A 14,847-nucleotide genomic window follows, 5' to 3' on the forward strand; every position below is an offset into this window, starting at 1 on the left:
AAGCTTATGTTGCCTTTATAACATATTTAGAAAGCATCCACAAGTTAAAGCCGACTGAAATCGTATAGCCAGCGTATGTTGAAATGATAAAACTCACATAATCAAAATACGGTAGCAATACAATATTTAAAACTATCTTTACAATAATTCCGATTACTAATCCTAGCACTGTTTTCTGCTGTTGATTGATTCCTTGTAGCATTGCAGCCGTTACTGTGAAGAGTGAAAATAGTATACAAGCAGGAGCATAGTACTGTAAAATGACCCTCCCCATCTCCGGATCATTCCCGGCACCAAATAAAAGAGTATATACTGGCTTAGCTAATACCATCATCCCAATTGCTGCTGGTACCGTAATCCCTACTACTAATACATTCGTCCTCGTAAAATGTTTGTACAACAATTTTGTATTTCCTGCTGTATAAGCTTTCGTCATCTCCGGTACAAGAGACATACTAAAAGCGGTCGCAACGGAAACTGGAATGAGTACAACCATCTGAACAAGACCAATTATCGCATTAATCTTTTCAGCTTCTCCTTGCATATATCCTATTTGTATAAGTAGTTTATTAATTGTAAATGTATCAATTGTCTGATACAACGGAATTGCTAAACCAACCACAACAAACGGTATTGAATATGTAAAGAGCTCCCTATATAACGAGAAAAAAGATTTCGTTGTTTGTTGTATACTTGCCATCTCTTTTTTCTTTAAGTGCCTTCTCCTTTTTACATAATACGCACTTAAAACCGTTAATCCACCTATAGCTCCCATAAATGCACCAAACGTTGAAATACCGACCGCTAGCGAAATAGACTCTTTTAAAACATATAAAACAACAAAACTTCCTATTAAAATGGTTAAGACCCGAAAAAATTGCTCAACAACTACACTTAGTGCAGAAGGCCCCATCGATTGAAATCCTTGAAAGAAGCCCCTTAACAAACTCATTACTGGTACAAGTATTAGCGCAAAACTTACAATTTGAATGTTATTTGCGACCGCAGTTATACTATTCCCGGTTTGATCATTTCCATCGATTACAAGTTTAGCTAAATGTGGAGCTAATATATATAGTGTAAAACACGAAATAACTCCCATTATAAACATAAAAACGATGCCACTCTTTAATACTCTTTTAACCGTATGATAATCATTCAATTGATCATATTTTGATACCATTTTTGAAATGGCAAGTGGCAATCCCATCGTTGCAATACTAAGCATAATTGTATAAGGACGGTATGCATACGTATATAATACGTACCCACTCGTACCTACCATTGCTGTAAATGGTATAACATATATGAACCCTAACATTTTAGATATCATCGTTGCCATCGTTAAAAATATCGTTCCACGTAAAAACGGTGATCCTTTCATCACATTCCCCCGCTACGCTTTATTATTACACATTATGGACAACTCCTTTTTTTTAGAACTGAAACAATAAAAAAAGCCAATGAAAAATCATTGACTTTAACGCGCTGCTTTTTTCTTTTTTAAATACTTTAAACCGAAGTATAGAGCAACAAAGAGAACAGCTCCTATAATTATGTAATGTGTGTAATCAGATGCATACTCTTTAATATGTCGCCAATTTCCACCAAGCTTTTCACCTAAGTATATAAATAGTATTGACCATGGAATAATCGCTACAACTGTATACAGTGTGAAAAGTTTTAATGGCATCTTAGCTAGTCCTGCCGGAATAGAGATTGCATGACGTACAATTGGGATAAAACGTGCCGAAAATATTACTCCAGCTCCGTAACGCTTAAACCAATTTTCTGCTATGTCTAAATGGTGTTTATTAATAAGTAGATATTTTCCATATTTCTCTACAACTGGACGTCCTCCATAGTATCCAAGCCAATATAAAAAGATTTGGGCTAAAGTACCACCGATTGTTCCAGCAATAACTGCACCGACAAAACTAATTTTTCCTTCTGCAACTAAAAATCCTGCATATGAAAGAACAATTTCACTCGGGATAATTTCAATCATTAAACCTAGCGCTACTCCAAAGTATCCTAGACTTGCAAAGAATTGCAATAACTGATCTATTATGTTTGCTAACATTTTCTTTTCTATCTCCTTTTTTCTTCACATACCATCCCATTATCACATAAAGATTGGCATCTGCCAATATCTTCATTTTAACAATATGTACAATTCAAGCAGTATTAATCTATTATTTTTTCCTTCTGCGGGTCTTTCATGTAGGCAAACATTTCTTTAATTTGCTCTTCTGTATTTCTAGCAATCGATAAATTAGGCAATTCATTCTCATCAAAAAACTCCACATCTTCTGTTTCAATACTAGTTTTCTTTTCGCCACCAATAATCTTACAGCCAATAAAAATTTTATATACATGTGTTGCTGAAGGCGATGGTTGATGTTTTTCTTTATCAAATATAGCGAGTAGCTTAAAATCATCTACTTCATAACCCGTCTCTTCGAAAACTTCTTTTGCTGCTACTTCTGTTGGCGTATAACCAACATCAGCCCATCCACCTGGCAATGCCCATTTCCTATCACTTTTTTCTTTCACAAATAATAGTTTTTCATTTTGAAAAATAACTGCTCTTATATCAACTTTAGGTGTTTGATAGCCTGTCCCACTTGCAAATAACTTCTCTACAACTTCCCAATCTGTCTTTGTGTAATGTGACATCATCGAGATGGAAATATCCCGTAATTGTTGGAAACGCTCTATATCATACACATCCTTAGAATACGTTAAACCCGCTTGAGCTATAGATTGTATTTGTTTTACCCAATCAATCCACTTGACCGTCATGTTTCCACATCTCCATTCTTTATTAAGTAACTATTACGTCAATTCAATTGATACATCTTTATTATACAAAAAAAGAGATTGATAATGTTCCAATCTCTTTCAAAATTAATCCAATTCATGTAAGTGGTCTTGTATATACTTCCTTCTTTTATTTATATATTCATCAATCATATCAGCCTCTTGATCAAATGTTTCTAATTTTTCTTTCATATATGGATCTTGTAGTAAATATGGACGAATCGATTCACACAAACTTTCTACTTTCGGCATCATAAACGAAACGGTAAATTGTTCTTCTAATATTTCTTCCAAAATACTTCGGTATTGTTTTCTAAATACAGGTATATCTAACAATCTTGCACTTAACGTATTATAACCTTGAATACGAATATATTCATGATTAAGTGGTCTCCCTTGTACATCTCGCCCCCAAGTCGCATCATAATCCCACGGTATCACTTCAAATAAATTTGTCTCATCGTTATGATATAGTGCATAGTTATGGACGAAACCATCAAAGTTTTGCGTAAAAATAACTCCAGCTAACCATCGTAAATATTTATCTACATGTAGAAACTTCCCGATTTCTTTTTCATAATCTTCCCTCGACAAAGTATTCGCTTGAAATACAAATTCACTCAGTTGTTCTTCACTATTTTTATTCGAATATTTAAATTCATAACCCGCAAAGAGCTCTGTCTTAACATCTTTATCTCGCTCACTCATTAACGAAAAATTCGCGTCATCATCTATCGCATAATAAATAGAACCACTCGGTAACCCTCTATTTTTCAAAAAGTTTTCATCAACTGATTCTAACTGTAAATACACACCTTGAATTTGACCATTAATTTTTATAAATACATGTTGTGATTTTGGCGAAAGTACACCAATATCATGAAAAAAATCTAAAGATAACTTATTTCGTATGAGAGACGGATCCATAAACTCAGAATTCAAATGAAACTCTTTCGCGCCTTGAAATTTTTTCGGTTTATAAAACAAAACATGATAAGACTTTTTCTCAAATTCGCGAATATGAGCCCCTCGGTATACGATATCAATGTCATACTTCTTTTTTCCATAAGTTAATTTTGCTGGCACTGGACTATCTGACCAAATGTCCTTTTTCAATTCCACTAAGTACATTGGATGAACAAAAAAATCATATGAAGGCAGCATGTTTTCTCATCCCTTCTCAGTTCTCTTCATTCAATGTATGCGCCTTGTCTTGTCCATACATCCGCTATCATCTATTTATATAAAATTACACTCTTGTCCTGTTCAGAAAGACGTCATATCTCATATCATGTTAAGGAAAAAGAATACCTTTTCACTTTAATGCATGATAAGGAGGATTTCTATGAAACGTGATATTAGAAAAGCTGTTGAAGAAATCAAAAGTGCTGGGATGGAGGATTTCTTACATCAAGATCCAAGTACATTTGAGTGCGATGATGATAAATGTACAACTGGATGTAAATGTACAACTGGGGGTAAATGTCCAAGAACAAGATGTACTCGCGTGAAACATTGTACGTTCGTTACAAAATGTACGCATGTAAAAAAATGGACATTTGTTACAAAATGTACTCGTGTACGCGTTCAAAAATGGACGTTCGTTACGAAAGTGACACGTAGAAAAGAATGCGTTTTAGTTACAAAACGTACTCGCAGAAAACATTGTACGTTCGTTACAAAATGCATACGCTTTGAAAAGAAATTTTTCTGGACAAAACGAAGTTTCTGTAAAAAATGCGAATTCTTCCCTAACGGTCATGGTGGCTCTTGCGATGATGATTGTGATCATGGTAAAGACTGTCACGATGACGGGCACAAATGGAATGATTGCAAAGGCGGACATAAATTCCCATCTTGCAAAAATAAGAAATTCGATCACTTCTGGTATAAAAAACGTAATTGCTAGTTTTTTATGTCCACCAAAAAGGTCGCTCTGCGACCTTTTTTACGTTTACTGAAAATGACTTATATCTGCAAATTGTTTTACTTTACCACGGTTTTCATCAAATTCAATCACACTAAGACTCGCGCTATGCATAAATGGATCTTCCCATACATGTTCAATTTCAAAACCTGCAAAATGCCCTACGAGTAATTTCGCTGCTGCAGCATGAGTTACTATTAAAATGTTTTCTCCTTTATGCTTTTCTAAAAGAAAGTGTATCCCTTCAATTACTCTTTTATGAACGGCCGCAAAGTTTTCCCCTGATGTTGACTGAAAAAGATGTGGTTCATTCCAAAATAAATGTACTTCTTCTGGATATTGCATTTCCAAATCAGCAATTGTTTGCCCTTCCCATATCCCCATGTTTATTTCATAGAAACGTTCATCTTCTATAATTGGAATATTGCGTTCCCCTTTAATCAATTCAGCAGTATGAAGCGTTCTTTCGCTTGGACTACTATATATGACATGGAGTGGTAAATCCTTCATACGCTCCCCTAATTGTTTCGCTTGTATCATACCATTCTCTGTTAATGCTGAATTTTTCCGTCCTTGCATCCGTCCTGCTACATTCCATTCTGTCTCACCGTGCCTTGTTACATATACCGTTGTCTTCATTTCACATGCCCCCTTACCATTTTGGTCGCGATTCCCACGGCTCTACTCTCCCTACCATCCATTCTGTGCATTTACTTTCAATTCCTTTTATAATTCCGTCAGCAATCTCTTCATGAGTAAGCCATCTTGCATATGTATCTTCTAAAATAAACCCTAATATAATTCTATAATAACTACATAATGCCCCACCTATTTTTTGTGACTTCGTACGCGATGCACTACTACCTAATATATGAAATAAACTGTACTTTTCCGATGACAATTCAATCTCATTACAAATGAGTCGTAATGCATGCTTAGCACTCGAATGTACCCATGCAACTACTAATGTAATTGGACCATTCTGTTCAATTGTATTTGTAATAGATCGCTTTAGATCATCGTCATTTTGATAATCTAAAGGAAGACATGAAATATTTTTTGGTGCGGAACTAGCTTGCTTAACATTTTCTAATTTCACTTCATCTCGTCCAATAACAGACACACGAAATCCTTGATCACAAAGCCACATAGAAACTTTCTTTAACATTCCTGTTCCACCAATTACAAGTGCATGCAACTTCTTTCCCCCTTAGTAAAATGTCATATGAGGTTTCTCTTCCCTATAATAATTTAGACGGTCTTGCAATGTCCCTGAATGAAACTCAAATTTATGGCCATCTGGATCTTGAAAATATATAGATTCACAATCTCTCACATCTCGTTCTCTGCCCTTTAAAATATGAACTTCATTTTCTTCTAATCGCTTTAACAAACAATTAAAATCTTCTTGTTCTACAGTGAATGAAATGTGCGTATAAGATTGATGAATCTCATTTCTTGGAATATGTACCTCTTCATTAAGTGCTACCCACACTCCGCATATATTAAAATATGCTAGCTTTCTTCCTTTAACCAATAATTCTCCTTCTAGTATCTTTTCGTAAAACACAATAGATTTTTCTAAATCTGAAACCGAAAAACAAAGATGATTGATTCCCTTTAACAACTCTAATTCCTCCTATACAAATAAAAGATGAGCGAAAATTCACTCATCTTTTATTATACTATTTCTTTGTAATATATGCCCATTTATAACTGAAGTCTCCACCAAACGTATGGTTAGCGATACCTTTTACATATGTCTTCTCTAAATAAGCCGTACTTTGCTGATACGTAGGTGAGATTGCAGCGTCTTGACCAATTAAGATTTTTTCAGCTTCCGCAAGTGCTTTCCAGCGTGCTGCATCATCTTTTAATAACTCTCCTTTTGATTTTGCTACTAAATCATCATACTTCGGATTAGAATAATCCATTTCATTAAATGAGCTTCCAGTTACAAACATATCAATATAAGTCATTGGATCTGGATAATCTGGACTCCAAGCAGATAATGAGAATTCATATTCAAATTTCTTTTCTAACTCTAGCTTCTGCTTATATGGTTGTTGTTTCAAATTCACCTTTAGCCCCGGTAAATTTTTCTCTAACTCTTCTTTAATAAAGTCGCCCACTTTTTTACGGCTACCGTTATCATCATTTAGAAATTCTACTGTAATTGTATCTTGTCCAAGTTCTTTCTTCGCTTCTTCCCATAATTTTTTTGCTTTTTCTGCATTATCTTTACTGTCACGGAAATTTTTATTTACAGAACGGAAATCTTTCCCATCTGGCCCTGTCGTAAATTTTTCAGGTACTAAGAAATATGCTGGCAATGATCCGTCATTTAAAATAACATTCGCAATTCCTTTTTTATCATATGCCAAGTCAATTGCTTCACGTACTTTTTGGTTTTTAAATGTTGCATTTTTTTGGTTAAAGCGCAAGAAATACATACGTGGATCTAACTTCGTTTTAAATTCATCTGGCTTATTCTTTTTATATTTATCAACAAATTCAGAACTTAAAATAACTCGATCTGCTTGATCACTATCATATAAATTTACTCCTGTGCTCGTTTCCTTCACAATACTTACATTAATTTCTTCTAACTTTACAGTATCTTTATCCCAATAATTAGGGTTTTTCTTTAACTGATAACTTTGTTCATGTTTCCATTGACTCATAGTAAATGGTCCATTGTATAATAGTTTATCTGCCTCTAATGCATATTTATCCCCTTGTTCTTTTACATATTTTTCATTTAAAGGGAAAAATGTCGGGAATGAAGTCAGCTCAAGGAAATATGGTGCTGGTTGTTCTAATTCTACTACTAACGTTTTATCATCCTTCGCTTTCACTCCTAATTGATCTAGCGGTAATTCTCCTTTATTTACTTTCTGTGCATTTTTCACATCAAATAAAATAAATGCATACTCAGCTGCCGTTGCTTTATCTAATGCACGTTGCCATGCATATACAAAGTCTTGCGCTCGAACTGGATCACCATTAGACCACTTTGCATCTCGTAATTCAAATGTATACGTCGTTTTATCCTCACTAATCTTCACATCTTTTGCCATACCTGGCGTTGGCTTATTATCTTTATCTAAACGATATAGCCCTTCCATTGCATTTACAAAGGCCCTGAATGATACAGAGTCCGTTGATTTTGATGTATCCATTGAAGGAATTTCTGCTGTTTCTAGTAAGTTTAATACTTGCTTATCTGCTACTCCCTTACCTGCTTCTTTCTTTGTTGTAGATGCCTTCTCCCCATTTCCGCAACCTGCAACCAATACACTAGTTGATAATGCAATTGCAGCAATCATTGTTACCTTTCTCTTCATTCTTCCTTCCCCCAATCTATATGTATAAATGAAATCCAGTATAATACATATTATTATACAAAAGATTCAGATTATTTCAAATATTATTTTTCATACACAAAAAAGAAGCAGATAGAAAGTTCTTTCCATCCGCTTCTTTTTCTATCAGTTTTACTTGCAATCCATCCTCTATTTCAAACGGATTTTGAACCTTGAATATTTCTTCCATCATCTTCAAAAACTCTTCTTCATTTTTAGATTCGCCATTAATCATAAGGGAGTATGGTTCAATTTCACTCAATTTATAATCAACAATAAATTGAATTGTAACTTTTTGTCTTGGCATCCCTGGGCTATATCCTTGAAATTCTACTAATTCCATACCTTCCGATCCACGATAATATATCCAACCTGAATTTTGAAAATAGCTTTCAAACGATTCACCAATCGAAAAGAATGGATATTCATAAAGCGAACTTGTACGTACTTTTTGTATAATATCTCGATCAGTTGGAAAAAAGAAATGGCTTAAAAGAAGGCTAGCAACTGCTAAAACAGTTACGATTGTTGCTCCCATTTTACTCGTTCCACCACTATCACGGATGAGATAATTTTCAACCGATTCATCTTTAATTCCCCGTGCTTTTATTCGATATATACGCCTTTCTGCAAATTGATAATATAATCCATTCGCAAAAATCCCCATCCCAAATAGAATAAAAACGAGTAATAAAAACGTAAGAGGTACCATATTAATGATTGGCAATGCTACGTTGAACCCCATATAATAAGAAAACGCATCACATGCTACTAATAACAGTATAAATAAAGCAGCAGGTAAATAATGCTTACGATATCCAAGCCAACCTACATTGAAAATAGTAGCCAAACCATTCCAGCTCCACCTAGCAATTCGCTTGTTCTCAAGCTCCCATTTTCTTTTGTAATACGGATATTGTCTCCCTACATATACTTCTAATTCTTTGTCTATTAACGAGCTACTTTCCCCTTGTTCATTCTGCAAATTCCGTTGACAATTTGCACAATTTAACTGATCATTAGTACAAGGTCGCCCACAATTTATACATTTCAAAACGATCCCTCTTTCCATCCACACTTCATTTTAAAATCCCTTCATGCTTCAATAACCACTCTTTCCTCCATAAACCACCCGCATACCCAACAAGCTTTCCACTCTTTCCTATTACACGGTGACATGGAACGATAATTGAAATTGGATTCCGGCTATTTGCTCCTCCTATCGCTCGTACAGCTTTTGTATTGCCGACCTTCTCCGCAATATCTAAATATGAAGCACTTACGCCGTATGGAATAGTATAGAGCGCATCCCATACATTTTTTTGAAATAATGTTCCCTCAGCAGACAACGGAACCGTGAACTCTTTTCTTTTCCCCTTAAAATATTCCTCTAGCTCATTTATACACTGATCTATCATTTCATTTGTACGTTCTTCTTGTCGTTCATCAACAAATATAACAGACGTAATTCCTTTATCATTCGCTGTAATTTCCAGCAAACCTAATTCACTTTCATAATAAGCCTGATACATATGTCATCCTCCAATTCATTTCATATTAGTCATTGTAACACGAATAGACAAAATTTTTCGTATAAGCGTTTTGTTAGGGAAACAAAAAAGAGAATGATACAATGTAAGAAAATTCAATCAAGGAGGCTATTTGATGCATTCCCAACTTTTTTCAACCTATACAATTAAGGACGTTACACTAAAAAACCGTATCGTTATGTCGCCTATGTGCATGTATTCGTCAGAGAATGAGGATGGCCAAGTAACTAATTTTCATCTCGTCCATTATGGAACCAGGGCCGCTGGTCAAGTAGGTCTAGTTATGATTGAAGCAACAGCTGTGTTACCTGAAGGACGAATTTCTAACAAAGACCTAGGCATTTGGGATGACATTCTAATTGAAGGCTTACATAAAACGACAACTTTTATACATGATAACGGTGCAAAAGCAGCCATTCAACTCGCTCATGCCGGAAGAAAGGCTGAATTAGAAACAGATGCTTTCGCCCCCTCAGCAGTTCCATTTAGCGACGGAATGAAAATACCAGTAGAAATGAATAAACAGCAAATTAAAGAAACTGTTTCTGCTTTTCAAAAAGCAGCTTTCCGCTCTAAACAAGCGGGATTTGACATTATTGAATTACACGGCGCTCACGGTTATCTTATTAATGAATTTCTTTCTCCACTTTCCAATAAGCGGACTGATGAATACGGGGGCTCACCTGAAAATCGCTATCGTTTCTTACGCGAAATCATCGACTCTGTAAATGAAGTTTGGAACGGGCCGTTATTTGTTCGTATTTCGGCAAATGATTATCATCCTGACGGGTTAACGGTTCAAGATTATGTACAGTATACAGGATGGATGAAAGAACAGGGGGTCGATTTAATCGATTGTAGTTCTGGTGCTGTTGTACCGGCACATATTGATGTGTATCCTGGGTATCAAGTACAATATGCTAAACATATTAAGGAACATGTTAACATTGCAACAGGCGCAGTAGGATTAATTACAACTGGATCACAAGCAGAGCAAATTTTAAAAACTAACGAGGCAGATTTAATTTTTATCGGACGTGAGTTACTTCGCAATCCATACTTCCCAAGAATAGCCGCCAATGAACTAGGCTTTGAATTACAAGAACCATATCAGTACCGACGAGCACCTGGAAACATTAAAACTAATAAATAAAACCGAGAAGAATGACTTCTCGGTTTTATTTATTCTATCGTTGTAATTTCATTTGAATTATAAATATGGATACCCGATTCCTCTCGTAGCGCCGTTATATACATTCCTTTCGCCACATCTTTAGCTGAAATTGGTTTGTACTTTTTAAAAGCTCCTTTAAATATAAACGGAAGAATACGAGATAATTTCTCAGCCATTCTTTCTCCAAAACGATATTCTTGTCGATTTCCTACTAATAATGAAGGCCTAAAAATGTGTATGCCACCAATAACTAGCTTTTTCAGCTCCTCTTCCATTCTCCCCTTCACTTGCGAGTAAAAGAAGAATGATTTAGGTTTCGCTCCCATTGATGAAATAACAAGAAAATTTTGCACGCCTTGTTTTTCAGCTAAGCAAGCAGCTCGCAATGTATATTCATAATCTACTTTTTTAAAATTCGCCTTCGACTTCGCTTTTTTTATCGTTGTCCCTAAACAACTGAATACATCATCTACTGCAAAAAATTCTTTATATTCCTCTAACACTGAAAAATCCACCTGTTTCTGCTGTAATTTCTCATGTTGTAATTGTAATGGTTCCCTTACAAAAATAGTAACCGAATCGTAGTAATCTGAGTCAAGTAATAGTCGCGTTATTTCTTGTCCAACTAACCCACTTGCACCAAGTACTAACGCTGTTCGCTTATTCATATATGTGTATACCTCTTTATTTACTATTCTCCCCTATAGCTATTCGTCGCTAACAGGAGTTTCCATTCTCCCATTTTACCATAAGTAAAGCACTATGCGTACGCATAGTGCTTTACTTACTCTTTTTTCTTTTCTTTTTCTTCCATTGGTAATTTTGTTATTGTTGTAGCATCTCCTAAATTACTTATTAATCTCCTTAAAAAAATTAAAACAAAAGATAATGGCAAAACGACCGCAAGTATTAATAAGATGGCCTCCATGAAGTAACCCAAGCACTCATCCCCTTTTTTCTACTCCCTCCCAATATATGAAAGTAACATTGTCACATATGCACTAATAATAAAAATTAATACCTTTCTTTTTGACAAATTTATAACAAAATCAAATCGTAATGATTATTATTTATTGCAACTTTCATAAAGATGTATTATACTAGGTTCGCGAACTAAAACGTAATTATTCCGTTTTGCATTAAAACGATATTTTCTTCTTATATTTGGAGAAAATATAATTGTAAAAAAGAAAAGAGGAGAATTATATGCCTAAAAAATTAGCTCTATTTTCATTTATACTTATTTTCACACTCATCTTTGCTGGATGTTCTAACAACAAAGATGGTGCAGCGAAAAAAGATAGGAAACTTTCTGTTTATACAACCATTTTCCCACTCGCTGACTTTGCCAAAAAAATCGGTGGTGATTATGTAAATGTAGAAACAATTTACCCACCTGGTGCGGATTCTCATACATTTGAACCAAGTCAAAAGCAGACTGTACAAGTTGCGAAAGCCGATTTATTTGTTTATAACGGCGCAGAATTAGAACCATTTGCCGAAAAAATGGAAAAATCATTAAAAAAAGAAAACGTAAAAATTGTAAATGCATCTAAAGATATCGAACTTCGTGCTTCATCTGAAGAAGAGCAGCACGATCATGGAGACGGTCATAAAGAAGATGAACATCATCATGATAAAGACCCACACGTTTGGATAGATCCTACTCTTGCGATGAAACAAGCAGAAAAAATTAAAAATGCACTTGTAGAATTACAGCCTGAACATAAAAAAGAGTTCGAAAAAAACTTCGCGGCACTACAAACAAAATTTACTGATTTAGATGATCAATTTAAAGCAGTTGTTGCAAATGCAAAAACGAAAGAAATATTAGTTTCACACGCAGCTTACGGCTACTGGGAACAACGATACGGTTTGAAACAAATTCCAATCGCTGGAATTTCAGCATCTGATGAACCATCTCAAAAACAGCTTGCTGACATTACAAAAACAGTAAAAGAGCACGGTCTACAATATATTTTATTTGAAACATTCTCTACTCCAAAAGTAGCATCAGTTATTCAAAAAGAAACAGGTACAAAAATTTTACGCTTAAATCACCTTGCTACTATTTCTGAGGATGATGCAAAGAACAATAAAGATTACTTCACATTAATGGAAGAAAACGTAAATACTTTAAAAGAAGCAACAAGCTAATCAACTATATTTTCTAGGCAGCTGAATATGTCATTCAGCTGCCTTTTTATGTATTTATCCTTGACTTGATCGAAATAACAAGTAGAATTATCCATATTAGCTTGTAAGCTATACTAATTTAGAAGGTGAGTTGGAACTATGAATCTTCACATTTGTGAAGTAACAGCAGCAAATTGGCGTTCAGTAGCTGCTTTAAGCGTAACAAAAGACCAGCAGCAATTTATTGAAAGTAATGCGTTTTCCTTAGCAGAATCATTATATGAAGAAAACGGAACGTCAGTAGGCTTATATGACAAAGAAACACTCGTTGGATACGCAATGTATGGATGGTATTCCCAAAAACATGAAAGCGTATGGTTAGATCGTTTTATGATTGACCAACAATTTCAAGGAAAAGGATACGCAAAACGTTTCCTTCGCTTACTAATTCAATTCTTGCAACAAAAATTCGAATGTAAAATAATTTATTTAAGTTTACATCCTGACAACAAACACGCAATGGGACTATATGAGTCATTTGGCTTCCGTTTAAATGGGGATATTGATGACGAAGGTCCAGTTGTAGGTGTTGTAATGGAATTACTTATAGATGAAAATACAAGCCTGTGAAAACAGGCTTTTTATTATGCATTTATCAATGTTATGTTTTCTATTTTTAGTTTCTTTCCCTTATATACTTCATTTTTGTAATCTAGTATTATCTCATTAAAATGCTCATAAAAAATAAGCCTGCGATTTACGCAGACTTATTTCACACATTCTTCAAAATGTTCTTGGAACCATTCTTTATTAATATCTCTTCCGATGAAAACTACTTCGCTTACTCGCTCTTCGCCCTCTTGCCACTCTCTATCGTACGAAGCAGCAAATAACGTATGCACACCTTGGAAAACAATACGTTTATCTACTCCATCAATAGATAAAATTCCTTTGTAGCGATATAAATGCTCCCCTAGTTCTTGAACAACAGCTGACATCCACTCATTCAATTTTTGTAAATCTAACGGACGTTCTTCACGTAGTACAAACGATTTTACACCTTCTAGATGGTTATGTTCTGTATGAGGGTAAATTTGCAGCGTATCTTTCGTTTTAAACGTTTGAATTTGTAATAACGATGGAATATCTACCTCACAGTTAGTCGCCTCGATTAACTTTGCAGTCGGGTTAATTCCTTGAAGTTCATGCAAGAGATTTTCTTTCTCATTTTCTTCAATTAAATCTAATTTATTAACTAACACAACATCAGCAAAGGCAATTTGTTCTTTTGCTTCTAGTCCCTTTTCAAAATGTTTATGTATATGATAGCTATCTACAACTGTTACAACACCGTTAATTTGGTATGCAGATTGAATAACTGGATCTAAAAAGAAAGTTTGAATAATCGGACCTGGATTTGCAAGACCTGTTGTTTCAATTACTAATCCATCAAAGTCCATTTTCCCTTCTGCTTTCACATCCAGTAATTGTTTTAAAGCAACAAGTAAATCTTCACGCACAGTACAGCATAAACAACCGTTTGTCATTTCCATAATTTCTTCTTCAACGTTCATAATTAATTGATTATCGATACCAATTTGCCCTATTTCATTTACAATCACTGCTAATTTCTTGCCGTGATCCTCTGATAAAATTCGATTTAATAATGTCGTTTTCCCTGATCCAAGAAAACCAGTTAGTATTGTTACTGGAATCATTCCTTACATCTCCTTATAGCTATATGTTTCTACATTATAGCATATAGAGAAAAACGTTTTTGTAGTAAAACATATTTATTGTATGTACAATCGGGTAACTATATAATAATATGTAGCAAGAAAGCCTTTTCAAAAATATTATCATTCATCAAGG

17 protein-coding genes are annotated in these 14,847 nt (G+C 34.6%); 4 read left to right on the forward strand and 13 right to left on the reverse strand.

Going from position 1 to position 14,847, the window contains the following annotated elements:
- Positions 1-4: 4 nt before the first annotated feature.
- From SJY24_RS20355 to cotH, 4 genes are all read right to left on the reverse strand, one after another.
- Positions 5-1,384: a putative polysaccharide biosynthesis protein gene (locus SJY24_RS20355; protein WP_377865963.1), complete on the reverse strand. Its 1,380-nt coding sequence runs from the start codon at positions 1,382-1,384 to the stop codon at positions 5-7.
- 96 nt (positions 1,385-1,480) lie between these two features.
- On the reverse strand, positions 1,481-2,083 hold the full coding sequence (uptA, locus tag SJY24_RS20360; RefSeq protein WP_377865964.1) for an undecaprenyl phosphate transporter UptA: 603 nt from the start codon (positions 2,081-2,083) through the stop codon (positions 1,481-1,483).
- 104 nt (positions 2,084-2,187) lie between these two features.
- Positions 2,188-2,805: an NUDIX hydrolase N-terminal domain-containing protein gene (locus SJY24_RS20365; RefSeq protein ID WP_377865965.1), complete on the reverse strand. Its 618-nt coding sequence runs from the start codon at positions 2,803-2,805 to the stop codon at positions 2,188-2,190.
- Positions 2,806-2,910: 105 nt separating this feature from the next.
- Positions 2,911-3,987: a spore coat protein CotH gene (gene cotH / locus SJY24_RS20370; protein ID WP_377865966.1), complete on the reverse strand. Its 1,077-nt coding sequence runs from the start codon at positions 3,985-3,987 to the stop codon at positions 2,911-2,913.
- Between the two features lie 181 nt (positions 3,988-4,168).
- Between cotH and exsB the strand changes: the two genes are divergently transcribed.
- Positions 4,169-4,732 (forward strand): exosporium protein ExsB, encoded by a 564-nt coding sequence (gene exsB, locus SJY24_RS20375; protein ID WP_377865967.1) that lies wholly within the window; start codon positions 4,169-4,171, stop codon positions 4,730-4,732.
- A gap of 45 nt (positions 4,733-4,777) precedes the next feature.
- Here exsB and SJY24_RS20380 read toward each other — a convergent pair whose 3' ends face one another.
- From SJY24_RS20380 to SJY24_RS20405, 6 genes are all read right to left on the reverse strand, one after another.
- Positions 4,778-5,389: a phosphoserine phosphatase 1 gene (locus tag SJY24_RS20380; RefSeq protein WP_377865968.1), complete on the reverse strand. Its 612-nt coding sequence runs from the start codon at positions 5,387-5,389 to the stop codon at positions 4,778-4,780.
- Between the two features lie 13 nt (positions 5,390-5,402).
- Positions 5,403-5,948, reverse strand: a complete 546-nt coding sequence (locus tag SJY24_RS20385) for a short-chain dehydrogenase (RefSeq protein WP_377865969.1) — start codon at positions 5,946-5,948, stop codon at positions 5,403-5,405.
- 12 nt (positions 5,949-5,960) lie between these two features.
- Positions 5,961-6,377, reverse strand: a complete 417-nt coding sequence (gene fosB / locus SJY24_RS20390) for a FosBx1 family fosfomycin resistance bacillithiol transferase (protein ID WP_377865970.1) — start codon at positions 6,375-6,377, stop codon at positions 5,961-5,963.
- Between the two features lie 58 nt (positions 6,378-6,435).
- On the reverse strand, positions 6,436-8,097 hold the full coding sequence (locus tag SJY24_RS20395) for a peptide ABC transporter substrate-binding protein (RefSeq protein WP_377865971.1): 1,662 nt from the start codon (positions 8,095-8,097) through the stop codon (positions 6,436-6,438).
- Between the two features lie 76 nt (positions 8,098-8,173).
- Complete coding sequence (locus tag SJY24_RS20400) at positions 8,174-9,169, reverse strand: DUF2628 domain-containing protein (protein ID WP_377865972.1); 996 nt, start codon at positions 9,167-9,169, stop codon at positions 8,174-8,176.
- 25 nt (positions 9,170-9,194) lie between these two features.
- On the reverse strand, positions 9,195-9,647 hold the full coding sequence (locus tag SJY24_RS20405; RefSeq protein WP_000283898.1) for a methylated-DNA--[protein]-cysteine S-methyltransferase: 453 nt from the start codon (positions 9,645-9,647) through the stop codon (positions 9,195-9,197).
- Between the two features lie 133 nt (positions 9,648-9,780).
- Between SJY24_RS20405 and namA the strand changes: the two genes are divergently transcribed.
- The gene (gene namA, locus SJY24_RS20410) at positions 9,781-10,818 is read left to right on the forward strand and encodes an NADPH dehydrogenase NamA (RefSeq protein ID WP_377865973.1); all 1,038 of its coding nucleotides are present in this window, start codon (positions 9,781-9,783) and stop codon (positions 10,816-10,818) included.
- A 29-nt stretch (positions 10,819-10,847) separates the two neighbouring features.
- Here the strand turns inward: namA and SJY24_RS20415 are convergent, their stop codons facing one another.
- Positions 10,848-11,507, reverse strand: coding sequence for an oxidoreductase (locus SJY24_RS20415; RefSeq protein ID WP_001042741.1), 660 nt, complete (start codon positions 11,505-11,507; stop codon positions 10,848-10,850).
- Between the two features lie 116 nt (positions 11,508-11,623).
- The gene (locus SJY24_RS20420; protein WP_000540342.1) at positions 11,624-11,779 is read right to left on the reverse strand and encodes a hypothetical protein; all 156 of its coding nucleotides are present in this window, start codon (positions 11,777-11,779) and stop codon (positions 11,624-11,626) included.
- Between the two features lie 266 nt (positions 11,780-12,045).
- On the opposite strand from SJY24_RS20420, the gene SJY24_RS20425 reads away from it, so the two are divergent.
- Together SJY24_RS20425 and SJY24_RS20430 are read left to right on the forward strand one after the other, a co-directional pair.
- Positions 12,046-12,996: a metal ABC transporter substrate-binding protein gene (locus SJY24_RS20425; protein WP_377865974.1), complete on the forward strand. Its 951-nt coding sequence runs from the start codon at positions 12,046-12,048 to the stop codon at positions 12,994-12,996.
- A gap of 138 nt (positions 12,997-13,134) precedes the next feature.
- Positions 13,135-13,605, forward strand: coding sequence for a GNAT family N-acetyltransferase (locus SJY24_RS20430; RefSeq protein WP_113938276.1), 471 nt, complete (start codon positions 13,135-13,137; stop codon positions 13,603-13,605).
- Between the two features lie 137 nt (positions 13,606-13,742).
- Here SJY24_RS20430 and SJY24_RS20435 read toward each other — a convergent pair whose 3' ends face one another.
- Positions 13,743-14,693 carry a CobW family GTP-binding protein gene (locus SJY24_RS20435; RefSeq protein WP_002086082.1) on the reverse strand — a complete coding sequence of 317 codons (951 nt, stop codon included), beginning with the start codon at positions 14,691-14,693 and terminating at the stop codon, positions 13,743-13,745.
- Between the last annotated feature and the right edge of the window lie 154 nt (positions 14,694-14,847).

This window comes from Bacillus sp. R86525 (genome assembly GCF_042466195.1).
GTDB lineage: Bacteria > Bacillota > Bacilli > Bacillales > Bacillaceae_G > Bacillus_A > Bacillus_A nitratireducens.

Coding starts and splice junctions, on each gene's coding strand:
- SJY24_RS20405 (WP_000283898.1), bottom strand. CDS start 9,647: ATGTATCAGGCTTATTATGAAAGTGAATTAGGTTTGCTGGAAATTACA.
- uptA (WP_377865964.1), bottom strand. CDS start 2,083: ATGTTAGCAAACATAATAGATCAGTTATTGCAATTCTTTGCAAGTCTA.
- SJY24_RS20425 (WP_377865974.1), top strand. CDS start 12,046: ATGCCTAAAAAATTAGCTCTATTTTCATTTATACTTATTTTCACACTC.
- cotH (WP_377865966.1), bottom strand. CDS start 3,987: ATGCTGCCTTCATATGATTTTTTTGTTCATCCAATGTACTTAGTGGAA.
- SJY24_RS20395 (WP_377865971.1), bottom strand. CDS start 8,097: ATGAAGAGAAAGGTAACAATGATTGCTGCAATTGCATTATCAACTAGT.
- SJY24_RS20380 (WP_377865968.1), bottom strand. CDS start 5,389: ATGAAGACAACGGTATATGTAACAAGGCACGGTGAGACAGAATGGAAT.
- SJY24_RS20430 (WP_113938276.1), top strand. CDS start 13,135: ATGAATCTTCACATTTGTGAAGTAACAGCAGCAAATTGGCGTTCAGTA.
- SJY24_RS20365 (WP_377865965.1), bottom strand. CDS start 2,805: ATGACGGTCAAGTGGATTGATTGGGTAAAACAAATACAATCTATAGCT.
- namA (WP_377865973.1), top strand. CDS start 9,781: ATGCATTCCCAACTTTTTTCAACCTATACAATTAAGGACGTTACACTA.
- SJY24_RS20415 (WP_001042741.1), bottom strand. CDS start 11,507: ATGAATAAGCGAACAGCGTTAGTACTTGGTGCAAGTGGGTTAGTTGGA.
- exsB (WP_377865967.1), top strand. CDS start 4,169: ATGAAACGTGATATTAGAAAAGCTGTTGAAGAAATCAAAAGTGCTGGG.
- SJY24_RS20435 (WP_002086082.1), bottom strand. CDS start 14,693: ATGATTCCAGTAACAATACTAACTGGTTTTCTTGGATCAGGGAAAACG.
- SJY24_RS20355 (WP_377865963.1), bottom strand. CDS start 1,384: ATGAAAGGATCACCGTTTTTACGTGGAACGATATTTTTAACGATGGCA.